This window comes from Pseudomonas fulva (genome assembly GCF_023517795.1).
GTDB classification, from domain to species: Bacteria; Pseudomonadota; Gammaproteobacteria; order Pseudomonadales; family Pseudomonadaceae; genus Aquipseudomonas; species Aquipseudomonas fulva_D.
Map to the genome: position 1 here is coordinate 3,995,091 of NZ_CP082928.1, position 24,342 is coordinate 4,019,432.

Here is a 24,342-nt window from a genome sequence, read left to right on the forward strand (position 1 = left end):
TTAGACCTCCATCGCCAGCGTACGAACGTCGATCAGGTGGCCGCTGACGGCGGCGGCCGCGACCATGGCCGGGCTCATCAGGTGGGTGCGGGCGCCAGCGCCCTGACGGCCTTCGAAATTACGGTTGGTACTCGATGCGCAGCGGTCACCAGGCGATAGAACGTCGTCATTCATCGCCAGGCACATCGAGCAACCGGACTGTCGCCACTCGAAGCCTGCGTCTTGGAAGATCTGCGCAAGCCCTTCGGCTTCAGCCTGCTCACGTACCAACGTGGAACCCGGAACAATCATGGCACGTACGTTGGCAGCAACTTTACGCCCTCGCACCACCCGCGCGGCGTCACGCAAATCCTCGATACGTGCATTGGTGCAGGAGCCGATAAACGCGTGGCTGATCGGCACTTCTGCAAGTGGTGTGCCTGCTTCGAGACCCATGTAGCGCAAAGCGCGCTGCAAATCCTGACGGCGAATCAAGTCGCGTTCCTGGCCCGGGTCAGGCACTTGCTCGCCGATGGCCGCAGCCTGGTCGGGGCTGGTGCCCCAAGTGACCATAGGGCCCAACTCGCTAGCGTCAACTTGCACTTCCTTGTCGAACTGCGCGCCTTCATCGGTATACAACGATTTCCATTTTTCCACTGCCTGCTCCCACAGCTCACCCTTGGGTACGCGAGGCTTATCTTTGAGATACGCGTAAACCTTCTCGTCGGGCGCCATGAACGCCCCACGAGCGCCGGCTTCAACCGCCATGTTGCAGATGGTCATGCGGGCCTCAACGCTGAGTGCTTCGATGGTGCCACCGGCGAACTCGATGGCGTAGCCCGTGGCTCCGGACGCGCCGATACGCTGTATCAGCGCCATAATGATGTCTTTCGACGTCACCCCTGGGCCCAGCTCGCCCTGCACCGTGACGCGCATGGTCTTCAGGCGCTTGTACACCAGTGTCTGGGTCGCGAGCAGGTGTTCGATTTCCGAGGTACCGATGCCGAAGCCGAATGCGCCCAGTGCACCGTACGTAGTGGTGTGGCTGTCACCGGCGGCGACCACCATGCCGGGTAGTATGAAGCCCTGCTCGGGTGCGACAACATGTTCAATGCCCTGGCGTTTATCCAGAACGTCGAACAGCTCGATACCGAAATCACGGCAATTCTTTTCGAAGTAGGACACCTGCAGAGCCCCTCCGGCGTCCGGCATGGCAGCCACCCGCTGTGGAGCAGTAGGGTTGACGTGATCGACGACGCAGAGCGTCGAGGATGGTCGCCAGACCTTTCGGTCAGCCTCGCGCAGTCCGCTGAATGCTTGGGGGCTCGTGTATTCGTTGGCAACCTGACGGTCGATGTAAAGCAGCACGTGGCCATGGTCATCGAGCTTGCAGACGGTATGGGAATCAATGTGCTTGTCGTAGAGAGTTTTAGGGCAGTGCATGGCAGTTCTCGCGAGTGATTGTTATGCGAGTCAGAGACTTCACGGGAGGCTGCAACCTTCAGGCAGTCATCCCAAGCATATTTGAACGATCACGAGCATCAATGCGTCCGCTGGGCATTTTAAATTCACATATCGTGTTTAATCGGTGGCTTCTTCCGGCGGTGGATTGGAGAAAGGATCTAGGATTTCGCTGACAGCGGCTGTTCACAGGCAGCCATTCCGGCCTGTACGCCCTTTAGATAATTGTCCTAGTAACGCTTGTGTTCCCATTACCCCGGACGCTTGTTCTCCGGCTTACCGCTTTACTTCAGGCGCCCACCTGAGCGCTGGTAAATGACGCAGGCTGTCTGACTACCATGAATGCTCACCAACGGGGGCGGGTCAAGCCTTGCCATGCAGTGCGAAGGCGGCCAGGTCGCTGGGCACGAGGCCCGTCCAGCGTTTGAACGAGCGGCGGAAGTTGGTGATGTCGTTGAAGCCGAGTCGCTGCGCCACTTCATCGTTGTTGTAGCCCTTGACCTGGTAGAGGTAGAGCGCCAAATCGCGACGCGCCAGGTCGAGCCGCTCCTGAAAATGAGTGCCGTGTTTGCCGAGCTTGCGCTTGAGCGTGGCCGGGCTGGTGGCGAAGGCGCCGGCGACGCGCTCCAGGCTCAGCGGCTGACGGATATGGGCGCTGAGGTGAGCATGCAGTTCGTCGAGCAGGCTGTGCTGCCAGCCCCAGCGTTGCAGCTGCTCGGTGCAGGCCTGGCGGGCGACTCGCGCGCCCGTGGCGCCGCCATTCGGCCAGGGGCGCAGCAGGTATTCACGGGGCAGGCTCATGACCGTCGAAGGGCGGTCGAAACTCAGCGCGTCGCCCAGGTGCACCCAGTATTGCTCGACATGGTTCGGTTCGGCATAGGCGAACTGGAAGCGCCACGGCAGACGCTCGTTCTGCTTACGGCGAGAAAGGGCGACCACCGCGGTCATGCTCGCTTCGAGCAGAAAGGGCAGTCGCTCGGCGGCGCCGCAGCTGTCGCGCCAGTACAGGTGCAGGTAATGATCGTCCAGGTGCAACACGGGCGTCAGGAGCGGCGACAGCAGGGCGCGGTAGGTGACGAGATCCTCCAGCGCCTGCAGCAGATTGTCGGCCTGTTCCAGCAGATGGCTAGCCGCGCCGTAATGACCGGGCCACAGACGCTGGCCGAACAGGAAGCTGGTATCCGCCGCACTCAACAGCTTCTCGGCGTTGGCGATCAGACGCAGAAACTGGCCGGGGCTGATCCGTGCCTGGCCGGTGATGATGTCGTCATAGAACAGCTCGCAACCCCGTAGCAGGTGATGGGTGTCGATACCGCGCGAGCGCGCCAGGTCGATCAATATGGCGGGCAGGTGGTGAGCGGCGATGAAGCGGCTGTCGCACTCGTAACCGGCGGCGCTCATGCGCTGCGCGCCAGGCGCGGTTTGGCACAGGCCAGGGCCAGGTTGAGGCGCTTGAGCAGTTGCGCTTCATCTTCATCTAGGGCCATGACGGCGGCCACCGTGGCGCGCAGTTGCACGCGCTCGCCGTGGTGTTGGCTGCGATGGGCGAGGTTGGCGATGCTCTGGCGCAATTCGCCCGCCATGCTCAGCGCCTGATGCTCGCCGGTGTTGGGCAGCACGGCGACGAAGCGGTCGCCGGCCAGCCGGCAGAGCATGTCCTGCTGGCGCAGGTTGAGCAGGAGCAACTGGGCGACGGCCTGCAGCACCTGATCGCCTTCATCCTGACCGTAGCGCTGGTTGACCAGGCTGAAATCGTCCAGGTCGATGGCCACCACCGACAGCGGCTGCTGCTCGGTTCGCGCCTGCACCAGGGACTGTTGCAGGTGCTGGCGCAGGTACTGGGCGCCCGACAGCGGCGTGAGTTTGTCGAACAGGCGGTGGTCGCGCAGCCGTTGCTCGCGCTTGCGCATCTGCTCGCTGATGGCGCGCTGCTCCTGCTGCAGGTGATACATACCCAGGGTCAGCAACAGCATGCCCACGGGCATGGGCGCGGTTTCCAGCCAGTTGTCCCAGATCGCCTCGGCGGGCAGGCGGATGAATTCGTCCAGGCAATCCATCCACATCGAGAAGGCGGTGAAGCACAACCCCAGCGACAGCAGGCGGGTGACGCGCCCGGCCGGGCGGCCACGCAGCAGCATGATCAGCCAGCCGCAGAGGATCAGGCAGGTGCCGCCTTCGCCGGCCACGTCCATCCAGTTGATCTCGGCCCAGCGCTTGATGTCGCCAGCGGCCAGGTAGATCAGCAGGCCGGCGTTGGCAGCCAGCACCAGCCCGGTCAGGGTCATGGCGTGCAGTTTCAACAACGACTTCATGGGGGTCTCCTTGCAGCGCCGCTGGTGGGCGCTGCCGAGCATGCCGGGGCAATGTCTCAGAACGATGACGGTCATTTGTCCCGCGCGCTGCAGGGCAGGCCATCGGGGCCGCGCTCGGCGTTGCAGAAGCGCTCGGCCTGTTTCTCAAGCTTCGGTTCATGCAGGTATTTATTGCCCTTGGCGTCGCGCTGGATATCGAAGGCGTCGTACAGGCGGTCGTCGGCGGTGTAGGTGCGCACGCTGAGGCGGTTCTGTTCCACCGCGATGGTCTGGAACAGCTGGGTGTCCTCGGCGCTGCGGTCAGGCTGGGTGTGGGCGCGGTCGTTGAGGCCGTACATTTTCGAGCCGGTGACCGACACCAGATACACCGGGCCGATGGGCTGGTTGGCCTGATGTGCCTGGCGGGTGGCATCGCGGCCGGCGGCGTGGGTCAGGCGGCTGTAGCAATGATCGTGGCCCTGCAGCACCAAATCGACCTTGTAGCGTTCGAGCAGCGGTTGCCAGGCGGCCTTCAGTTCTTCGGTGTCCTCGGGGCGCGCGCAGGTGTAGATCGGCTGGTGCATGACCACCACGTTCCAGGTCGCCTGGCTGGTCTTCAGGGCGTTTTCCAGCCAGCGGGTCTGGTTCTCGAGGGTGCCGAGGTCGAGCGCCGAGGTGCCGTCCAGCACCACGAAACGCACGCCCTGGTAGTCGCTGACGTAGCTGGTATCGGCCACGCCCTCGGCGCCGTTGCGCGGCAGGGCGAACTGAGCGGGGAAATGCGCGCCAAGGGTGCGGCTCTCGCTACCGTCGGCCTGTACGGTGTCGATGTACTCGTGGTTGCCGGCGGCCACCAGTTGCGGGATGGCGGCATAGGCCCAGCCGCCGGCCTGGTTCCACTCGCCCCATTCGTCGTCATGGGCCAGCTCGTCGCGCGAGGCGACCAGATCACCGGCGTGCACCACCAGCGCTGGGCGGGCGACGCTGCGCAGCGCCTGGCGGATAGTGCGTGAGGCCACGGCGAGGATGTCGTTCTGGGTATCGCCCAGGTACAGGAACGTGAACGGTGCGAAGGTCTGCCTGGCGGTGCGAAACTGATGCCACTCGCTCCAGCCGGCGCTGCCCTTGACCCGATACACGTAGGCGGTATCGGGGGTCAGCTGTTCCAGGCGCACCTGGTGGTAGTTGGAGGGGCCGTTCTCGGCGTCCACTCGGCGGGTCTGCCCACTGCGTGGCTGCGCCTTGGCGGTCAACTGTGGCCCGGCCAGCGCCGGGCCGAACTCCAGCTGGGCAATGCCTTGCTGCACATCGGTGCGAAAGCTGATGGCCAGCTGTGTTGCGGCATCTGCGCCCGGCGTCAGCACGATGCGGTCGGCCAGGTTACCTGCGGCGTAGGGCTGGCCGGGCGAATGCGGCGCGGGCTGTTGGGCAAAGGACGGGGAGCAGGTCAGGGCGGTGGCCAGTAACGTGGCCAGCAGCAGGGGGCGATGCATGAGCGGTTTCCTTGGGTAAGGCTGAGGAGCGTTGGGGCGCCAAGGAAACAAAGGCGTATGACGGTTCGGTTACCAGCCAGGGGGTCGATTCGGCTCAGGTCATCGCTGCGAGAAAAGGCAAATTTTCAGGCTGATTTAAGCGTAGGTGAGTCTCGCGTCCGCCCCTGCAGAGTTCTCATAACCAGGCGCATGGCGCGCTGGCAGCAGCGCTCCGCAGCCGCCAACGCACGGTTCCGTCGCTTGCTGAAATCGGGCTGGCGACGCTTATCCCAGGGTGCAGGGGGAGGTCAATTCAGCTCAATTCACCTGGTCTACGGCCGTAAAACCGTGCTTTCAACGCCTGGCTCGCCGAGTCTGTCACGCAAGTGCCATAAAGGATTTCTAGCTTTCGCTGCCATTGCCTGGTGTCGCCAGGGTCATCGAACGAGGGAATCAAGGTGGCAAAGCCATTTCGTCATAGCCGCAATGCCGGTTTTCGCGTCAGCCTGCTGACCATCGCCATCAGCGCCGCGCCGGCCTGGGCAGAAGAAGCGATCGAGCGCGTCGAGGTGATCGGCCAGGCCGCCAGCATCGACAAGGCGCTGCGCGATCAGAAGAGCGCCGACAGCATCAAGAGCGTGGTGCACGCCGACGGCGTCGGCCAGTTGCCGGACGACAACGCCGCCGAAGCCTTGCAGCGTATTCCCGGCCTGTCGGTAGAACGCGATCAGGGCGAGGGCCGCTTCGTCAGCGTGCGCGGCATCGCCCCGGACCTGAACAGCGTGACCATCAACGGCACCCTGGTACCGGCGCCGGAAGGCGACCGCCGCGCGGTGGCCCTGGATGTGCTGCCCGCCGAACTGGTGCAGTCGCTGTCGGTGGTCAAGAGCCTGACCCCGGACATGGATGCCAACTCCCTAGGCGGCACCATCGAGGTGGAGAGCCTGTCGGCCTTCGACCATGACGGTCTGTTCTACACCCTGTCCGGTGAAGGCAGCCACGACACCAACGTCAGCAAGAACAGTCCCAAGTTGTCCGGCGCCATCAGTGACCGCTTCAGCCTAGGCGACGGTACCGACAATTTCGGTGTAGCGGCGGCGTTCAGCTGGCAGAAGCGCAAGTTCGGCTCGGAAAACGTCGAGACCGGCGGCGCCTGGGATTTCGACGATGGTGCGCGGCTGGGAGAGGTCGAGCAGCGTGACTACGAGATCACCCGTGAGCGTACCGGCTTTGGCCTGAACTTCGATTACCAGCCCGACGATTACTCCAATTACTACCTGCGCACCCTGTACAGCAAGTTCAAGGATACCGAGACGCGCAACGCCGCCGGTGTCGAGTTCGCCGATGCCCAGGCCTCGGGCGAGCGCGGTGACGCCGAAGGCTGGCGCGACCTGAAATCGCGCCAGGACACCCAGGAAATCCAGTCCTACGTATTCGGCGGCGAACGCATGCTCGACCTGTGGACGATCAGCGGCCAGGCCGGTTACAGCCAGGCCACCGAGAAGGATCCGGGCGGCATCGCCGGGGCGAAGTTCGCCGGTGATTTCACCGACGTCGGCTTCGACGGCACGCGCAAACCACACCTGAGCGTGGGCAGTGGGTTCTATGATCCGGCGGCCTTCGAGCTCGACGAAGTGGAATGGGAGAAGGTCAGCGGCAAGGATCAGGAAAAGAACATCCGGCTGGACCTGGCCCGCGACTACGACCTGGCCGGCAATGCCGCCCAGGTCAAATTCGGCGGCAAGCTCAGCCGCCGCGACAAGACCAGCGACACCGAGGTGTGGGTCTACGACGACTTCAGCGGCATCGACCTGGTCGGCCTGCAGAGCGGCAACGTCGACTATTCCCTGGGCAACTTCGGCAACGGTATCAGCGCCGGCGCCATCAAGGATCTGATCGGTGGCCTGGATCGCAGCCAGTTCTACGACGAGGAAAACTCGCGCATCAACGACTTTGACATGCGTGAGGACATCAACGCGGCCTACCTGATGAACACCCTGGATGTAGACGACTGGCGCCTCATCGCCGGCCTGCGTTACGAGGGCACCGAGTTCGAGGCCAAGGGCACTGGCCTGCGTGATGGCGTCTACGAGGACAGCCACAGCAACAACCGCTATGACCACTGGCTGCCGGGGCTGCATGTACGCTATCAGTTGTCGCCTTCCACGGCCGTGCGCGCCGCCTGGACCAACACCGTGGTGCGCCCGACCTTCGGCCAACTGGCACCGGGCTTTGCCATTGACGGCGGCGATGCGTCGTTCGGCAACCCCGATCTCAAGCCGCTGGAGTCGATGAATTTTGACCTCGGCATCGAGCACTACATGGGCCGTGCCGGCGTGGTCTCGGGCTTCCTGTTCTACAAGGACATCGACAACTTCATCTACAACACCGACCTGGCCGGCAGCGGTGCCTGGGTGGACTTCGACGAGGCGCTGAGCTTTGAGAATGGCAGCGGCGCCAAGCTCTATGGCGTCGAGCTGGCCTACTCGCAGAAATTCGACTGGCTGCCGGCGCCGTGGAACGGCGTGCTGCTGGGCGCCAACCTGACCCTGAGCAAATCCGACGCCAGTATCGAAGGGCAGGGCGCCAAGCGCACCATCGACTTGCCGAACCAGTCCGACACGGTGGGCAACCTCATGGTCGGTTGGGAGAACGATCGCTTCAACCTGCGGGTGGCGGCCAACTACAAGTCCAGCTACCTGTACGAGATCGGTTCGGTCGAGGACAAGCGCAACGACCTGTACGTCGATGATCAGCTGTTCGTCGATTTCAAAGCCGGCTACTTCATTACCCCAGAACTGCAGCTGACCTTCGAGGCGCAGAACATCACTGACGAGTCCTACTACGTGTACACCGGGCGCCACGCATACAACGCCCAGTACGAGGAGTACGGCCCGACCTACAAGGTTGGCCTGACCCTGACGCACTTCTGACGGCGCGACCCACCCATACGCCTCGCGGGCCATGCCCGCGAATGGCCTGTCACTTTTAGATATCAGGACATCCTTCTTTCATGCGTCTTTTCAATTTGTCCCTGTTGGGGCTCTGCGTCGCTCTGGCCGCCTGCCAGAGCAGTGAGTCGCGCGAGCCCGCCATGGTCGTTCCAGAGCTGACGATCAACAAAACCGTGATCGCCACCGAAAGCACCCAGTGGCTGACGCCGGTAGCGTTTCTCGCCGATGCCCAGCGCCTGCAGGTGGCGCGTAGCGGTCTGCAGGTGATCGGTCGCGACGGTCAGGTTATCAGCGAGCTGCCGGGCCGCTTCGAAACCCTGGATCACCGTGCCGATGCCCATGGCGTGCTGGTCGCCAGCCTCGACCGCAAACGCCAGCAGGCGCTGCTGACGCGCTTCGACTCCGCGCAGCAGTGGAGCGCGCCGCGTTATCTGCCGAAAACCCGTTTTGCCATCGAAGGCCTGTGCCTGTACCGCGACGGTGCGCGCAACGACTTTCTGTTCCTGATTGGCGAAGAGGGCATCGGCGAACAGTGGCTGGTGGCCGAACAGAGTCGGCCGCTGGCTGAACCGCGCCGGGTGCGCACCCTGAGCCTGCCGCCGCAGAGTGGTTTCTGCCAGGTCGATGACCGCAGCAACAGTCTTTACGTGAACGAAGAAAACGTCGGGCTGTGGCGCTATGACGCCGGCGCCGAAGCACCGCTGGTGCGTGAGCCGGTCGAGCTGGTCGCGCCTTTCGGTGAGCTTCGCCAGAACGCCGCTGGCATGGCGGTATTGCCCGATGCACTGCTGCTGCTCGATGCCGGCGCTGCCAACCTGCACCTGTATCAGCGCAGCGCCTCGCAGTGGCAGCGCGCCGGTGTGGTGAGCCTGGCGGGCCTTCATGAGCCGGAGCAGATTAGCGTGCGCTCGACTGCGCAGGGGCTCGACCTGCTGCTGGTCGACGACGCAGGCGTGCGCAGCGCTTTGTTGACCTGGACGCCTCAGCGCACCGAACCACAGCCGAGCATCCCGGTGCTTGCGCCCCTGGTGCAGACCGATGGTGTGCCCAGCCTTGGCGATGCGGCGGACGACCCGGCGATCTGGATCGACCGCGCGCACCCCGAGCGCAGCCGTGTGCTGGGCACTGACAAGAAGGGCGGCCTGCTCGCCTACGACCTGGCCGGCAAGCAGCTGCAGAGCCTGCGCGTCGGTCGTCTGAACAACGTCGACGTGCGGCCCGGCTTCCAACTGGGCGAGCGCCAGGTCGATCTGGCCGTGGCCAGCAACCGTGATCACAACAGCCTGCATCTATTCGCCATCGACCCGGTCAGCGGCGTGCTCGCCGACATTGGCCAGATCGCCACGCCGCTCAAGGAAATCTACGGCCTGTGCCTGTTCAAGGATCGCCAGGGCGCCATCCATGCCATCGCCAACGACAAGGACGGCAGCTTTCTGCAGTACCGCCTGGGCAGTGTGGACGGCAAGGCCAGCGGTCAGCTGGTGCGCCGCTTTAAGACCGACACCCAACCCGAGGGCTGTGTGGTCGATGACCGTAACGAGCGCCTGTACATCGGCGAGGAAGACGTCGCGGTGTGGGCGCTGGATGCGCGCGCCGAGGCGCCGACCACCTTCGATCAGGTGATCGCCGTCGGTGGCCCGGTCAAGGACGACATCGAGGGACTGGGGCTTTACCACGGCGAGCACCGCGACTACCTGGTGATCTCCAGCCAGGGCAACGACAGCTACGTGGTGGTCGAGGCGCAGGCGCCGTACCGGCTGCGCGGCAGTTTTCGCATAGGCCTGAACGCCGCGCGGGGTATCGACGGAGCCTCGGAGACCGACGGACTGGACGTCACCTCGGCCAACCTCGGCGGGCCCTGGAGCTCTGGCCTGCTGGTGGTGCAGGACGGCCGCAAGCGCATGCCCGAGGGTAACCAGAACTACAAGTACGTGCCCTGGACGGCGGTCGCCGCCGCGCTAGGCCTGGAGTGAGACGAACGGCGTTGCGCCTGTCATCAGTGCGCAACGTGCTGGTCTTCCAATGTGAGCCCTCGGGCTCGAGCAATTGAAGGAAATCCGTGATGCAAAACCAAGCCCACCTCGAACACATGACCGTCTGGGGCCTGATCACCGAAGCCAGCATTGTCGTGCAGGCGGTAATGCTTTGCCTGGTGCTGGCCTCGCTGGCCAGCTGGTACCTGATCGTCCAGCGCGGCGCCGTTCTGCGGCGCAGCGAGCAGTTGGCCAAGGCCTTTCTCAAGCGCTTTCGTACTGACGAGATCGGTGGCCTGTACCGCGAAGGCAGCCAGCAGGATCTGCCGGCCGACGCTGCCCTGCAACGCATCTTCCTGGCCGGCTACCAGAGTTTCAGCCAGCTTCAGCCCCATGCCGGCAACAGCGCCGAAGCCGTACTCGACGGCGTCGAGCGCAGCCTCGCCGTCGCCATCGCCGAGCAGGAAGAACGCCTGGAGAAGGGCCTGCCATTTCTCGCCACGGTCGGCTCGGTGAGCCCCTACATCGGCCTGTTCGGCACAGTGTGGGGGATCATGAATTCCTTCTTGGGCCTGTCCCAGGTGCAGCAGGCCACGCTGTCCACCGTCGCACCCGGCATTGCCGAAGCACTGATCGCCACGGCCATCGGCCTGTTCGCGGCGATTCCTGCGGTGATGGCCTACAACCGCTTCTCGGCGCGCAGCCAGACGTTGATCGCCCGCTACTACGCCTTTGGCAACGAGCTGCAAGGGCGCCTGCACCGTCGCCTGAACGGCGCGGTGCCAAGCATGGCCGCAGCAGCCTGAGGAGGAGAGCACGATGCTGGTTCGACCGAAGCACAAGCACGGCCTAAAGGCCGAGATGAACGTGGTGCCCTACATCGACGTGATGCTGGTGCTGCTGGTGATCTTCATGGTCACTGCGCCGATGCTGGTCCAGGGCGTACAGATCGAGTTGCCCAAGGTGGCCGCCGAGGCGCTGCCGACGCCGGGGGAGCAGCGCATCGTCACCCTGTCGGTCAAGGAGGACGGCAGCTTCTACTGGAATCTGGGCAGCGAGGTGAACGTCGAGGCGCAGACCGACAGCGCGGTGGACAAGAACGAAATGCGCGAGAAGATCGCCGCCCTGGTCGCCGCCAGCCCGGACACCCAGGTGTATGTGCGTGCCGACCAGAACGCCGACTATGCGTCAGTGGTGACCGGCATCGCCGAACTGCAGCGTGGCGGCGTGAGCCGCCTGGGCCTGATCACCGAGGCGCCCTGAGATGAACGGTCTGACCCTGGAAATGCCCGCATCCCGTTTCGTCTGGCCAGCCTGGCGTGAACACGGTTTTGCCTTCGGGGTGGCGTTGGCCCTGCATGCCGGCCTGGCCTACGTACTGCTTAACCTGTCCCACGAAGCGCCGATGCCAACACCGGTTTCCGCGGTGCTCACCACCCAGTTGATCACCTTGCCGGCGCCCGTCGTAGCACCGCCTGCCCCGGTGCTTGCTGAATCACTGGCACCTGCTCCTGCGCATGTCCCGGAACCTGAACCGGTGGCCCGTGCGCCGGTTGTCGAGCAGGCCGATCTCGCTTTCAAGCGGGTGGAGCAGGAGCGCCAGGAAAAAGCCCGCCAAGTGCAGCGCGAGCGCCAGCAACGTGAGCAAGCACTACGCGAGGAACGACTGGCCCGTGAGCAGCAACAACAGGCACTGAAGGAACAGCAACTGGCCCAGGCCCGCCAGGCCGAGGCCGAGCGCCTTGCTGCAGCCGAACGTCAGGCAGTGGCGAATGCTGCAGCCGCAGCAGCGGCGCGTGCCGAGGCCGAAGCTGCCAGCCGACAGTACCTGCCCATCGCCAAGCAGGCGCCGGATTACCCCGCGCGCGCCCTGGAGCGCAAGATCGAGGGCGAATGCACCGTCGCCTACACGGTTACTGCCGCTGGCCGGGTGGAAGACCCCCAGGTGGTGGGCAATTGTCACCCCATGTTCGTCAAGCCCTCGCTGGCTGCTGCCAAGACTTTTCGGTACCAGCCTCGGATGGTCAACGGCCAGGCGGTGGCCGTTGCCAATGTGAAGAACACCTTCAGCTACCGGATTCAGTGAGAGTGACCCCGGAAGACCACGCTGCCTGACCCATGGGCCGAAAGGTACGCTTTGCTTGAGGAGAGCGGTGATTTAACGCAGCCGTATGTGATCAGGCCCTGGCACAATCACCCAGATCCCCAATCTAGAGCTGTAGAATGCTGCCCGCAGTCAAATAGAGGGAGCTTTGCATGCTTGCATGGCAATGGATTGGGGTGGCGTTCGTTGCGTTGTCGGTTGGCTATACGGTCTGGTGCTACAACCGGCTGGTGTTCAACCGCCTGCGCGTTGCCGAGGCGTGGAGCGGCATCGACGTACAGCTCAAGCGGCGATCGAGTCTTGTACCTGATCTGGTACTGGTCTTGCGCGCTTACATGGCTCACGAGCGGGGGGCGCTCGAATCACTCACCGAGAAGCGCAGCCTGGTTCAGCGCGACGAGCATGCGGGGGCTTTGCAGCGAGGTCTTTCGGAAGCCGGACTGAGCAATGCCCTCACGCAGGTTTTTGTCACCGCCGAGGCTTACCCGCAACTGAAGGCTGATAGCAACTTCCTCGCGCTTCAGCACACGCTCGCTGATCTGGAAAACCAGATCCAGATGTCGCGGCGTTACTACAACGGTGCGGTTCGAGAGCTCAACGTCATGGTGCAATCGATTCCGAGCAATCTCGTTGCCAGGCTCTTCCAGTTTCGCACCGCCGAGTACTTTGCCCTGGCCGATGCACGCGAGGGGCAGAGCCCCAAACTGGGGTTGTGAGATGAGGATCTGGATTGAATCCACCCTCTGGATGGTGTTGTTGTGCGCCTCGATCGACGCGCTGGCGGCAGAGCACGAACGTATTCGCGACTATGGGGTAACCGTCCGGGTCTATGAAGACGGTCAGCTGCAGGTCACTGAAGACATCAGGGTCGAAGCTGCTGGCGATCAGATCAGCCGCGGTATCTTCCGGAATTTTCCGGTGCAAACGATCAGTCGTGAAGGTTTGCTAAAACGCGTTGGCTTCGAAGTGCTGAGCGTTCAGCGCAACGGCAAGTCGGAACCCTACCAGGTGATTACGTTGGGCGCAGTTGAGCGCATACGTATCGGGGCAGCCGCTCGCGAGCTTGAGCCTGGTCAGCATAGCTACCGAATCGTCTACCGCACCGACCGACAGCTCATCGAGCATGCTGATGAAGATGAGCTCTACTGGAACGTCACGGGGAACGACTGGGCGTTTCCGATCGACAAGGTGCGGATCACCGTGCTGTTGCCCGATGCGGTGAAGGTGACTCGCTTTGATGCCTACACTGGCCCAGCCGGTGGCCGAGGCAAGGCATTCGAAGTGGCTGGGCAGGATGCTGGTCGCATCGAGTTGGAGACCAGCGAAGCACTCAAGGCCCGCGAGGGTTTTACCATCGCCGTAGCATGGCCGGCAGGATCCATCGAGCGCCCCAGCTTCGGTCAGCGCCTGCGCTGGGTAGGCGAGGACAACCCGGGTGTTGCGATAGGTCTCGGTATCCTGGTGTTGCTGCTGACGTATTTTCTCTGGCAATGGGTGAGGGTTGGGCGCGATCCGCGCGGAGGCCTGATCATTCCTCTGTTCGAACCTCCCCAGGGAGTGACCGTTGCGGCTGCGGGCTTCATCTGGAATATGGGATTCAGGGCACGCTACAGCCCCGCCAATGCGCTGACCGTCACGCTGACTTCAATGGCGATAAAGCGCGCGCTTAGTCTGCGCGATACTCCCGGCGGGTTCACGCTGGTAGCGGGACGAAAACCATTGCCAGCCTTGCCGCCAGATGAGGGGCAGGTTCACAAGGCTTTATTCAGTGAATCGAACAGCCTCGCCCTAGAGGGCGGGTACAAACCACAACTGAAAAAGGCTCTCGACACCCTGCAGTCCGGTCTGCGTGATCGCTACCAAGCCGCCTGTTTTTGCCTGAATCGCTCACAGTGGCGGCGAGGGTTGATCCTGGCAATGCTTGGAACGCCGCTAACGCTGTTGCCCGGCTTGAACGGCGCTGACGCCCTGACGGTCTGCCTGCTTGGACTGTTCGTGCTCGTCTTCGGTGGGGTTGGCATCATTGGTCTTCGCCTCAGCTTGCGCGGTTGGAGGACGAGCCAGCCAGTCGTCATCGTCGTCGGGCTGGTGCTTTCACTGTTATTCGGAGGGGTGGCCATCGTCGCGCTGACAATGATGGCCAGTAGCATCTCGACCCTATCGATATGGAGTGTCGTGCTGGTGCTGGCCTTTGCATCGACTTGCGCGCTGTTTCGCCTGCTACTGGAGGCACCAACCCGGCATGGCCGCAAGCTGCTCGATCAGCTTGCGGGCTATCGGGATTACCTGGCGCTGGGCGAGAGCGAAATACTGGAAAGGGCGGGTAGTGCTCCAGCCATGACCATCGCGCTGTACGAGCAGCATCTGCCATATGCCATGGCCCTGGGCGTTGAAAGACAGTGGAGCCGGCGGTTCTCGGCAGCCCTGGAGAAGGGATCCGATGCATCATCTGAAACAACCTATCGCCCGCAGTGGTACGTCGGCGAAAACATGCTGAGCCCTCAAGCCTTCAGCAGCAATCTGGCGACGAACCTGGGGCGCGCGACGGCCAGCGCTTCGGTCGCCCCTTCGACATCTTCCTCCTCCTCGTTCGGGCGCTCGTCAGGGGGCGCTAGCGGTAGCGGTTCGTCCGGCGGCGGTGGGGGAGGCGGCGGTGGCGGTGGATGGTAACTGCTCTGCAGTTTTCAATCCGTCATGGCCTATGCAAAACCTTCAAAGGACGTGAGACGCTCTCTTACCTCGGAGCTCACATGCTGGATCATGCATCCACCTGTCCTATGTTTGGTCGCTGACTGAGTCGTTGAATTCCCGCTTGTACCGTTTTTCGTGAGGGCCGCATTCTGAAAAGCCTTACCCGTGAGCAGCTCGAATCCGAAAACGAGCGCCTGCGTGCTGCCCTCAGGCGAGCCGGCGTTGAGCCCAAAAAGTCTGGCATCGCTTAGACGATGCTGGCAGAGAGCTTCGTCCAGGCCTGAAGACGCTGTTTATAACGGGATACGCTGCCAATGCCGCTATCGGTGACGGGCATCTGCAACCAGGCATGCAGGTGATGACTAAGCCGTTTTCAGTGGACTCCCTCACTTCAAGAGTTCAGGAGTCGATGGCCGCTGAGTAAGCGTGGGTGTTCGAAGATCTAATGGCTCTCGATGAAATGGGTTGTCGGCTCCCGACCTAGAGGATCACATGCAGCCTCTAGGCTGTACCGCTCCCAGGCTGTACTGAGCCCGGTTGGCGCTTGTGAACGGTTCTCAACAGCGTTAGCATCGCCCGCTTCCATCTCTGTCGCCACCTCAGCCCATGTCCGATGAGCAGCAAGCCCGCAGTCTGTCGCTGCTCTATCAACGTCATCGCAACGAATTGCTGGCCTTTCTAACCCGCAAGGTGCGCTGCCGCGAAACTGCCAGGGACCTGCTTCAGGACACCTTTGTCCGTCTGTTGCACGCCGAGCATGGCGAAGTGGGGAATCTGCGCGCGTTTCTTTACCGCATTGCTACCAACCTGAGTATCGATCACGCCCGACGTACGCAAGTGCGTGGGATAAATGACGAGCAGGCGCTGGACGAGTTGCTGACCGAGGCGACACCGGAACGCAGTGCCGTGGCGGGTAGCACGCTGGCGTATCTGGAGCGGTTGATTGATGGCCTGCCATCGCCCACGCGAGAAGTGTTTCTGCTGGCCCGGGTTGATCAGATGGGCTACAAGGAAATCGCCGCACGGCTTGGCATTACCGAGCGCGCTGTCGAGCGGCATCTGAATAAAGCCCTCAGTCACTGCGCGGCGGCGGCGCTGTATGCACGTAGCAAGACCGATTAGCCATGACTAATTCTTCCGAGAACCCCCTTTCCCAGCAGCAGGCTCTGGACTGGTTTACCCGCTTGCGCGACGAAAAGGTTGATAGCGTCGAGCGTGAGGCATTCGAAAGCTGGATCCAACTGCCGCAAAATGCCCAGGCTTACGCCGAAGTGGAGCACTTGTGGCGAACTCTGGAACTACCTGCGCACAGGGTACGCAAGACGGAGCGCTCGCGCGGACGAGCATGGCCTCGCCTAGCGGCTGTCGCCTGTCTGATGTTGGCTGCTGGTGTGGCATGGATTTCAGCGCCGATTTTGCAAGGCCTGGGCAGCGATTACGTTACGGCGGCAGGCGAGCGCCGGGAAGTGGTACTCGGCGACGGCTCTCGCCTGTGGCTGGACAGCGACAGTGCGGTGGATGTGGATCTACAAGGGGCGATGCGTACGGTGTGGCTGCACCACGGGCGCGTATTCGCCGATGTGGTACACGACGGCCGGCCGTTCGTGGTCCAGGTCGATCAGGCGAAGGTCGAAGTTTTGGGCACGCGCTTTTCGGTCAGTCGGGGGGCGACGGGCGATGAAGTGGTATTGCTCAGTGGCCAAGTGCGGGTCAGTACATCCCTACAACAGCAATTGCTCACCCCTGGGCAGCGGTTAATGGTGCTGGATCAGCAGGTTCGAGCTCCTCAAACTGTGGATGCCGAGCGCTTGCTGGCCTGGCGCTCCGGCCAGCTGGTGGTACGCGAAGCCCCCCTGCAGGACGTGCTGAGGCAACTGGCCGATTACCAGGGCAAGCGCTTGGTGTTGCTCAATGAAACGGCTGGCCGGCAGCCGGTGAGCGGCAGCTTCAACCTGGATCGCGCTGACAGTGCCTTTGATGCGCTGGTCAGCAGTCGCCAGTTGCAAGCGCACACGCTGCTGGGGCAGTGGTTGATCATTCACTAAATTTTCTCTGACGCTCGGGGGGAATTTCGTTTCTGCTGCGTCTCACTTCCACACATAAGAAATATTTTCATTCTTATTTTCTGGGGAGTACACATGCAGCACCAACGCAACTGCATTTCCAAGCGCCGTCCGATCGCCAGCGCCGTACTGATCGTGGGTTTGCTTTCAACAATGCCTTCATTAACGGTGAGGGCGGCAGAGGCTAGCCCTGAGGTAGCCGAGCAGGTTCGACAGGATTTTGATATTCCGGCTCAGCCATTGCCTGACGCGCTAGATGCCTTCAGTGCGCAAAGTGGCTACCAAGTTATCTACAACGCCAACGAAGTCAGCGGCCAATCCTCTGTGACGGTTCAAGGGACGTACAGCGCTGATGAGGCTATCCGCGGGTTGCTCAGCGCAAGTGCTGCGCAGTTGAGCCGGCCCAATGCCAGCAGCTTCGTCATCATACTTCCAGTCACTGCAGGCACTAGTCTGCAGCTAGACGCCTTGAGCATTTCTGGCAAAGCGCCGGGCTCGACCACCGAGGGTACCGGGCTTTACACCACCTATTCTTCAAGCAGTTCCACTCGTCTAAACCTGTCGCTGAAGGAAACCCCACAAGCGTTGACGGTAATGACCCGCCAGCGTCTGGATGATCAGAAGCTCACCACGCTCAATGAGGTGCTGGAGCAGACCCCTGGCATCACCGCCTCGCACACCAGCATCAGCGCTGAGAACAACACCTATTGGTCGCGCGGCTTCCAGATCAACAACTTCGAGATCGATGGTGTTCCGACCTCCTCGCGGATCGACAACTCCACCCATTACACCGCCATGTACGATCGGGTCGAAATCGTGCGCGGCGCCACCGGGCTGATCAGCGGCACCGGTACGCCCTCGGCGACCATCAACCTGATTCGCAAACGGCCCACGTTCGAGCCGCAGGCCAGTGTCAGTGCCGAAGCTGGCAGCTGGGATCGCTATGGCCTGGGGGTCGATGTATCGGGGCCGTTGACTGAAACAGGCAATGTGCGCGGGCGCCTGGTGTTGGACTACAAGGATCAGAAGTACTGGGTCGACCGGATGTCCTCCGATGCCGCGCTGGTGTATGGCATTACCGAGTTCGACCTGACCGAGTCGACCTTGCTCACCCTCGGTTTCAGCTACGCCAACACGCATACCAACGCACCGCTACGAGCGGGCTTTCCCGCGTATTTCAGCAACGGCCAGAAGACCGACTTCTCGCGCTCTACCAACAGCTCTCCCGACTGGGCCTACTACGACCGTAAAGTGACCAACCTGTTTGGCTCCATCGAGCACACTTTCGACAGTGGTTGGAGCGCCAAGGCCGAACTGAGCCATACGCAAAACTCCTTCGATCAGCTTACCAGTTACCTCAACGGCAGCATCGACCAGCAGACCGGCGAGGGGGCCTACCTATACCCCAACCGCTGGACTGGAACCCCGCGCCAGGACACCCTCGATGCATACGTCACCGGCCCGTTCAGCCTGTTTGGCCGCGAGCATGAATTGATCGTTGGCACCACGCTCTCGCGTTACCGCGAGCACACTCCGGAGCGTGGCGGCTGGTACGGGCCATGGACCGGCTATGACGGGACCATCGACAACTTCTTCACCTGGGATGGTAGCGGGCCACGGCCTGACACCACGCCAGTAGGCAAAAGCCTGATCGACGAAAACCAGTACGCAGCTTTCCTGACCTCGCGCTTTCACGTTACCGACAACACCCACCTGATCCTTGGCAGCCGGGTAACCGACTGGAAGCGTGAGAACGAGTCCATTAGTTACAGCGGCGATAACCGCAAGGACAGCCAGAACCGGCACGGGATCTTCTTACCCTATGCAGGCTTGGTCTACGACTTGAACGACACTTGGTCGCTCTACGGAAGCTACACCAAGATCTTCAATCCACAGCAGTACGGCATGAAAGACACCAATAACAAGGCGCTCGACCCGCAAGAAGGCGTGGGCTACGAGTTGGGGGTGAAGGGCAGCTTCAACGACGACAAGCTCAACGCCAGCCTGGCGGTGTTTAAGATCGAGCAGGACAACCTGGCGGTGTACCTGCGAGACCCGGATATCTACACCCTCGAACAGGGCACCACCACTGAGGGTGTCGAACTTTCGTTGGATGGTGAGCTGGCGCAAGGCTGGCAGGCAATGGCCGGCTACGCCTATAGCGTCAGCACCGATCAGGATGAGCGACGCATCGTGACGAACATTCCGCGTCACAGTATCAAGACCTTCACCAGCTACCGCCTACCAGGCGCGCTGAGCAATATAACCGTAGGTGGCGGGGCGAACTGGCAGAGCAAATATGGGCAGGATTTACGCACCTTCACTCAGGGCAGTTTCGCAGTGGTCAACCTGATGACCCGCTACGACGTGACTCGCGACTTGAGCGTGAAACTGAACCTCAACAACGTGCTCGACAAAAAATACTACGGCTATGCCGACAGCTGGGTGGTATATGGCGAGCCGCGAAACTTCATGACCAGCATGGAGTATCGGTTCTGAATCTAAGATAAATGTCGGGCTTGCTGTGAACCTTAAAGCCGGTACGAGTCTGTTGGGGTAGCTTCTCCCTACGCCACTGAACTCAACCTAGGCGCTGGGCATGGAGCAGTTACGACATCCCTGCACCGCCATGGTCGCAAGCAAGCTCACCCCCACCAGGCAAGTACTCATGCGTGGGGGGAGGATGTCGAATGGACTAACAGTGAGCTGATCTGCTGAACTTTCGATGGCACCACCTGCCAATTGCTTGTGCCCTAATTCGACTAATCAGTTCATATTGCCCACCGCGGCGACCGAGAAAGCTATCGCGTGGGTATGAGGCGTAGCCTTATGCGAATGACGGTAGATAAGTCGGTATGACCGCTTCTATCGATTACCAAACCCTTTAATCATGCGGGCTCAGACGATGTGTTGATGATTGAGTGGGAGTGATCCCGTGTCTGCCGCTTAGCGGCAGCGACTGGTAAGCAACAGGAAGCCCGCTTAATTGCGGGCTTTCTTCTTTCTGACTTCCCGTTTCTTATTCCCGATGACTCCCAAGTTCCACATGATTACCAGCCCACATGTTCCGCGTTGCAACGGCGTCGAGCAGGGCGCAAGCCTTCCTGGCAGGATGGATTGCGGAGCTGTCTTTCTCATGCCGAGTGCATAGCTATGTCGGCCCTCAGGAAAGATGTGCGATATTTCCGTAATCCAGTAGTTGTAGCCAGGAGGGCATGTGATGCACGGCAGATTGTGTGGGGTACCTTTGTGCAAGGTGCACGATGCTCATTGGACGCCAAACTTGTTCAAGTCTTTGAGGGAGCGACAGCTTTCCTACCTAGTGATGACGTCGCGACGCTACTTCAATGATAAGTTGAAAGCAGCATGAGTGCTCAACAGGAGTTGGCCTCTGGGGAGTCGTGGGACCTGGTTCCGCTTACGCCTAAATACCTACAAAAGGAGCATGGCGTTTATGTCGCAGCCATCGAAGCTGCCCTTGCGGACGATCAGATCCGTAACATCGCGCTGTCGGGAAATTACGGAGTAGGCAAAAGCAGTATCTTGCGGGAAGTCTCTAGACGACAGGAAAGTCGTGTCGTCGAGATCTCGTTGTCGACACTTGCGCCGATCGAAGCATCCAAGCTTGATGAGTCGGTACCTATCCAGGCGACAACGCCGACCAACCGTATCCAGCAGGAGATCGTCAAGCAGTTGCTCTACCGAGAGGATCCGAGCAAGACACCTGCATCCCGGTTTCGACGGATTGAGCGCTTTCGATGGATACGAGAGATAGGCACTGCGCTCCTGCTGGGGCTTGCCGTCTCCGTCATCTTCTTGCTCACTGGGTGGACCGCGCAGATTGCCTCTGTGCTCACTCCGCTGGCAGATATGGGGCTCTGGGCTCACATAATTGCTTGGGGCGTGGCTGGGGGCGCTGCGCTGCTGGTGCGTTGGCGTTACTACGGAAAGCTCCACATTAAGCAGTTTTCAGCAGGGTCCGCAACGGTAACTCTCGAAGACAATTCCGTATCGTATTTCGATCAGTATCTCGACGAGATCGTCTACTTCTTTGACGTGTCAGATCGTGACGTCGTGATCTTCGAGGATATCGACCGTTTCAACGACTCACACATCTTTGAGACGCTCCGAGCACTGAACACGCTGCTAAATTCTTCGCCTCAGGTGGAGAAACCGATCCGCTTCATCTATGCCATCAAGGACAGCATCTTCGACCGCATCGGTCTGGAGGGGGAAGGGCGCAAGCTTGAGCCGAATGTGCTCGAAATGGACGATCCGGCGCAGGCCGAGACTGTGCGTGCTAACCGCACAAAATTCTTCGATCTGGTCATCCCGGTTGTTCCCTTTATCACGCACCGGAGTGCTCGCAACTTGGCGGTGCAACTGCTTGGTGAGGTCAAGTATGAGGTAGCACCGGAATTACTCGATTTGGCGGCGCGGTACGTCCCGGATATGCGCTTGCTCAAGAACGTCCGTAACGAGTTTATCGTCTTTCACGACCGGATCTTCTCCGGCGACGGCAAACAGCTCAAGCTGAGTGAGACCGACCTGTTCGCGATGATGCTCTACAAGAGCACGCACCTGACGGACTTTGAAACGATCCGGCTCGGTACGAGCAGGCTAGACATCCTCTACACGGTCAGCCGAAAGCTTGTGACCGAGAACATCAAGCGAATCGAACGCGAGCGTCGCGAGCTTCGTCAGCGACTTGCACGGATCGATGGGGCGGCTACACGCAGCGAGCAGTTGGGTGATCGTCTGATCGCGCACGTGCAACGGACGGCAGAGGCGGCAGATTTCCCGTGGCAGAACGTGACGTTCACATTCAATAGAGTCGATTGGTCGACGGATGGTCTCAAAGAGATGAGCTTCTGGACAGACTTCGTTTGTGCAAAGCCAGGCGACGCCGTACTGAAGTGGATCAATAGAGTGAACTACAACAGTTCATCTTTGACGTTCACCCGGGAGAGCATTTCAGCTGCATTAGGAGATGTGCTGGACGCTGATAGCTGGAACGAGGCGGATCGTCAGGAGCTGAATGAGCAGATCGAAGCGAGGACGGAGGACATCAAGTTCCTGCGGAGCGCCGACCTTGGCGATCTTGTAAAGCGACCGGAGTTTCTCGTCGATTATGAGGGGAGTAAGCAGTCTTTCGAGGCAATCGCGAAGGCACTGCTGAAGTCGGGACTGGCCTACCAGCTTGTGCGGGCCGGGTACATCAACTGCAACTTCACGCTGTACACGTCAACGTTCCACGGTGATCGCGTGAGCACGGCTGCGACAAACTTCATCATTCACCATGTCGAACGGGACCTGATGGACGAGCATTTCAAGCTTCTCCCGGACGACGTGGATGCCGTTGTTCGTGAGCGAGGTAAGAACGCATTAAAGGAACCGGCGCTCTATAACATCGCCATCTTCGATCGCCTTCTAGCAACCGACATTCATGCTGCCGACATAATGATCCGTTCCCTGGTTGATTTCGGGGAGAGCCAGACGAGGTTTCTGCAGGCGTACCTCGCGACTGGCGAGCAGCGCCGGCAATTTATTGAGCGATTTACAGCAGCCTCAACGCGAGTGCTTACGTATCTTGTGAGCCAAGCTGACTTGGACGATGGTTCAAAACTGGAGTTGGTAGACGTTGCCTTGGCGCACCTTTCAGCCTCAAAGCAACGAACGGATACTGCGGTATCTGAATACTTGGCGGAACACTACGCTGAGCTTTCGGTGCTTACGTCTTGCACGACTAAACCTGCCCAGGCAGAACGTATTGGCGCGCTCTTTGCGGCAGTTAGCATTACTCTGCCTCATCTGGAACCGCTAGGTCGGCAAGTTCGCCCGTCGTTCGTAGCGCGCAACCTGTACGCGGTTACGCACAAGAACCTCGCAATCGCCATCGACAATACGGTAACCGTTGCGCTCGACGTCATCAGTGCAGCTAGCGAGACGGTATACGACTATGTGCTCAAGCATGTGGGCACCTATCTGAAAGCTGTCGAGGGTGCGTCTGCGACAATCGATGCAAACGAGAACTTTCTCTCGGTGATCGAAGATGTGCTTGAGCAAGACGCGGCTAACCTTGGCGCTGTCATCGAGTGTGCAGCTCCAGATTGTGAAGTTGCTGACCTCGCAGATGTTTCTGACGGTGCCTGGCCGGCATTGGCTGCACATGAGCGAGTTCCAGCAACGTTTAGCAACGTCAGCCGCTACGTCGAGACCCTTGGATCTGTCGATGCAGCGCTGGCGACGATTCTGACTGCTGCTGGCGAGATTACAGAGATCAGCGCCGCTGACGAGGCGTCGAAGACTTCGTTGGCGGTCGCCATACTGGCGGCAACAGATCAGCTTCCATCCGCAGCGCTACGCTCAAAGCTGGTCGCGAGTATGAGCCTGGATAGCTACCTTGATGTTGATGATATAGAGGCGGAGGCAGGAGTACTCTTCCCGCTGCTACTCAAACACGACATCATTGCGGACGATGCGGATTCCTATGAGCACCTTGCACAGACGGATTGGCCGACGCGCAAAGCATTTATCCGTGAGTCGAAGAAGTTCTCCAGCTACATGACACCGGAAGTTGTGCAGCCTGATCTTGCGATGCTCCTAGCAAGCGATGAGGTCAACTCCGCAATCAAGGAGGTGATACTAAAGCAGGCCGCTGAATACGCGGAAGTGGCTGAACCGCGTGGGCTCAAAGAGTTGGCCAGATTCGCTACTCAGAATAGGTACGAACTCCCTGCAGTTGCCGTGCAGAAAATGGCGCAAGGAGGCGTCACAGCGCAGCAGATCGTACTACTACTCGAACCTCACCTGGCGTCTATCAGTCGCCAGCAGCTCTTCAAGGTGTTGATGGCGCTCGACGGCGACTATCCGAAGCTGACGGCGGTGGGGCGCGATAAGCCGCGCATCCCGAACACATCCGCCGATCGCGCACTGCTTGAGCGTCTCAAACGGGACGGAATCGTCAGTAAGTTTGACGAGCACGAGTCACCGATCAAGGTGAACAAGAAATACAAATGAGATCTGCGGGTATCCAAAACTCAACGATTGGAATCGTAGTGGTCTACTGCACCTGGACATCCATTTAGGGCGAGAATTCTAGTGTCTAATGCCAAACAACGTCGTGTGTTCACGCCAGACTTCAAATCATAATCGAATGTAAATGACCCCCGTCCGGCACTGTCCGGTACGATCTAGCAAAAATGCCCAAAGCCCGCGTAACAGCGGGCTTTTGGCTTTTTGGTGTTGGCTAATTCAGTTTGTGTTCTGCGTCGCCAAGCACGTATCTATTTCGCTACCGGCCGGGATTACTGCCGCGAGGGGACGAAGTTAAATCAGAGGCTGTTGCCAGGGC

Annotated in this window: 15 protein-coding genes and 1 pseudogene; 12 read left to right on the top strand and 4 right to left on the bottom strand. The window is 60.7% G+C overall.

The annotated features are described in order from the left end of the window. The 4 genes from leuC to K8U54_RS18445 form a co-directional block, all read right to left on the bottom strand. Positions 1–1,422: a 3-isopropylmalate dehydratase large subunit gene (gene leuC, locus K8U54_RS18430; protein WP_249907176.1), complete on the bottom strand. Its 1,422-nt coding sequence runs from the start codon at positions 1,420–1,422 to the stop codon at positions 1–3. 381 nt (positions 1,423–1,803) lie between these two features. Further along, on the bottom strand, positions 1,804–2,841 hold the full coding sequence (locus K8U54_RS18435) for an AraC family transcriptional regulator (protein WP_249907177.1): 1,038 nt from the start codon (positions 2,839–2,841) through the stop codon (positions 1,804–1,806). Further along, a complete protein-coding gene (locus K8U54_RS18440) occupies positions 2,838–3,752 on the bottom strand; it encodes a GGDEF domain-containing protein (RefSeq protein ID WP_249907178.1) in 915 nt (304 codons plus the stop codon). Before K8U54_RS18440 ends, K8U54_RS18435 begins: the two co-directional genes overlap by 4 nt. 71 nt (positions 3,753–3,823) lie before the next feature. Further along, positions 3,824–5,224: a purple acid phosphatase family protein gene (locus tag K8U54_RS18445; protein WP_249907179.1), complete on the bottom strand. Its 1,401-nt coding sequence runs from the start codon at positions 5,222–5,224 to the stop codon at positions 3,824–3,826. 437 nt (positions 5,225–5,661) lie between these two features. On the opposite strand from K8U54_RS18445, the gene K8U54_RS18450 reads away from it, so the two are divergent. The 12 genes and pseudogenes from K8U54_RS18450 to K8U54_RS18505 all read left to right on the top strand — a co-directional run bounded on the left by K8U54_RS18450 (position 5,662) and on the right by K8U54_RS18505 (position 24,008). Further along, positions 5,662–8,136 (top strand): TonB-dependent receptor, encoded by a 2,475-nt coding sequence (locus tag K8U54_RS18450; protein WP_249907180.1) that lies wholly within the window; start codon positions 5,662–5,664, stop codon positions 8,134–8,136. An 80-nt stretch (positions 8,137–8,216) separates the two neighbouring features. Continuing rightward, positions 8,217–10,130: a phytase gene (locus tag K8U54_RS18455; protein WP_249907181.1), complete on the top strand. Its 1,914-nt coding sequence runs from the start codon at positions 8,217–8,219 to the stop codon at positions 10,128–10,130. An 89-nt stretch (positions 10,131–10,219) separates the two neighbouring features. Further along, positions 10,220–10,936 carry a protein TolQ gene (tolQ, locus tag K8U54_RS18460; protein ID WP_249907182.1) on the top strand — a complete coding sequence of 239 codons (717 nt, stop codon included), beginning with the start codon at positions 10,220–10,222 and terminating at the stop codon, positions 10,934–10,936. 13 nt (positions 10,937–10,949) lie between these two features. Further along, complete coding sequence (gene tolR, locus K8U54_RS18465) at positions 10,950–11,393, top strand: protein TolR (protein ID WP_192291102.1); 444 nt, start codon at positions 10,950–10,952, stop codon at positions 11,391–11,393. Between the two features lies 1 nt (position 11,394). Then, positions 11,395–12,216 (top strand): energy transducer TonB, encoded by an 822-nt coding sequence (locus K8U54_RS18470; RefSeq protein WP_249907183.1) that lies wholly within the window; start codon positions 11,395–11,397, stop codon positions 12,214–12,216. Positions 12,217–12,386: 170 nt separating this feature from the next. Further along, a complete protein-coding gene (locus tag K8U54_RS18475; protein WP_249907184.1) occupies positions 12,387–12,950 on the top strand; it encodes a LemA family protein in 564 nt (187 codons plus the stop codon). A gap of 1 nt (position 12,951) precedes the next feature. Continuing rightward, entirely contained in the window at positions 12,952–14,904 is a 1,953-nt protein-coding gene (locus K8U54_RS18480; protein ID WP_249907185.1) for a DUF2207 domain-containing protein, read from the top strand. Between the two features lie 265 nt (positions 14,905–15,169). Continuing rightward, positions 15,170–15,349, top strand: a pseudogene (locus K8U54_RS25390) (ATP-binding protein); the annotation flags it as partial. Positions 15,350–15,531: 182 nt separating this feature from the next. Further along, positions 15,532–16,047 carry an RNA polymerase sigma factor gene (locus K8U54_RS18490; RefSeq protein ID WP_249907186.1) on the top strand — a complete coding sequence of 172 codons (516 nt, stop codon included), beginning with the start codon at positions 15,532–15,534 and terminating at the stop codon, positions 16,045–16,047. 2 nt (positions 16,048–16,049) lie between these two features. Next, positions 16,050–16,970: a FecR family protein gene (locus tag K8U54_RS18495; RefSeq protein ID WP_249907187.1), complete on the top strand. Its 921-nt coding sequence runs from the start codon at positions 16,050–16,052 to the stop codon at positions 16,968–16,970. Between the two features lie 93 nt (positions 16,971–17,063). Further along, a complete protein-coding gene (locus K8U54_RS18500) occupies positions 17,064–19,487 on the top strand; it encodes a TonB-dependent siderophore receptor (protein WP_249907188.1) in 2,424 nt (807 codons plus the stop codon). A gap of 867 nt (positions 19,488–20,354) precedes the next feature. Next, entirely contained in the window at positions 20,355–24,008 is a 3,654-nt protein-coding gene (locus K8U54_RS18505) for a DNA-binding protein (protein ID WP_249907189.1), read from the top strand. The last annotated feature ends 334 nt before the right edge of the window (positions 24,009–24,342 follow it).

Excerpts from the sequence above, each read along its gene's own strand:
- leuC (WP_249907176.1), bottom strand. The coding sequence starts at position 1,422 with ATGCACTGCCCTAAAACTCTCTACGACAAGCACATTGATTCCCATACC.
- K8U54_RS18435 (WP_249907177.1), bottom strand. The coding sequence starts at position 2,841 with ATGAGCGCCGCCGGTTACGAGTGCGACAGCCGCTTCATCGCCGCTCAC.
- K8U54_RS18440 (WP_249907178.1), bottom strand. The coding sequence starts at position 3,752 with ATGAAGTCGTTGTTGAAACTGCACGCCATGACCCTGACCGGGCTGGTG.
- K8U54_RS18445 (WP_249907179.1), bottom strand. The coding sequence starts at position 5,224 with ATGCATCGCCCCCTGCTGCTGGCCACGTTACTGGCCACCGCCCTGACC.
- K8U54_RS18455 (WP_249907181.1), top strand. The coding sequence starts at position 8,217 with ATGCGTCTTTTCAATTTGTCCCTGTTGGGGCTCTGCGTCGCTCTGGCC.
- tolQ (WP_249907182.1), top strand. The coding sequence starts at position 10,220 with ATGCAAAACCAAGCCCACCTCGAACACATGACCGTCTGGGGCCTGATC.
- tolR (WP_192291102.1), top strand. The coding sequence starts at position 10,950 with ATGCTGGTTCGACCGAAGCACAAGCACGGCCTAAAGGCCGAGATGAAC.
- K8U54_RS18470 (WP_249907183.1), top strand. The coding sequence starts at position 11,395 with ATGAACGGTCTGACCCTGGAAATGCCCGCATCCCGTTTCGTCTGGCCA.
- K8U54_RS18475 (WP_249907184.1), top strand. The coding sequence starts at position 12,387 with ATGCTTGCATGGCAATGGATTGGGGTGGCGTTCGTTGCGTTGTCGGTT.
- K8U54_RS18480 (WP_249907185.1), top strand. The coding sequence starts at position 12,952 with ATGAGGATCTGGATTGAATCCACCCTCTGGATGGTGTTGTTGTGCGCC.
- K8U54_RS18490 (WP_249907186.1), top strand. The coding sequence starts at position 15,532 with ATGTCCGATGAGCAGCAAGCCCGCAGTCTGTCGCTGCTCTATCAACGT.
- K8U54_RS18495 (WP_249907187.1), top strand. The coding sequence starts at position 16,050 with ATGACTAATTCTTCCGAGAACCCCCTTTCCCAGCAGCAGGCTCTGGAC.
- K8U54_RS18500 (WP_249907188.1), top strand. The coding sequence starts at position 17,064 with ATGCAGCACCAACGCAACTGCATTTCCAAGCGCCGTCCGATCGCCAGC.
- K8U54_RS18505 (WP_249907189.1), top strand. The coding sequence starts at position 20,355 with ATGAGTGCTCAACAGGAGTTGGCCTCTGGGGAGTCGTGGGACCTGGTT.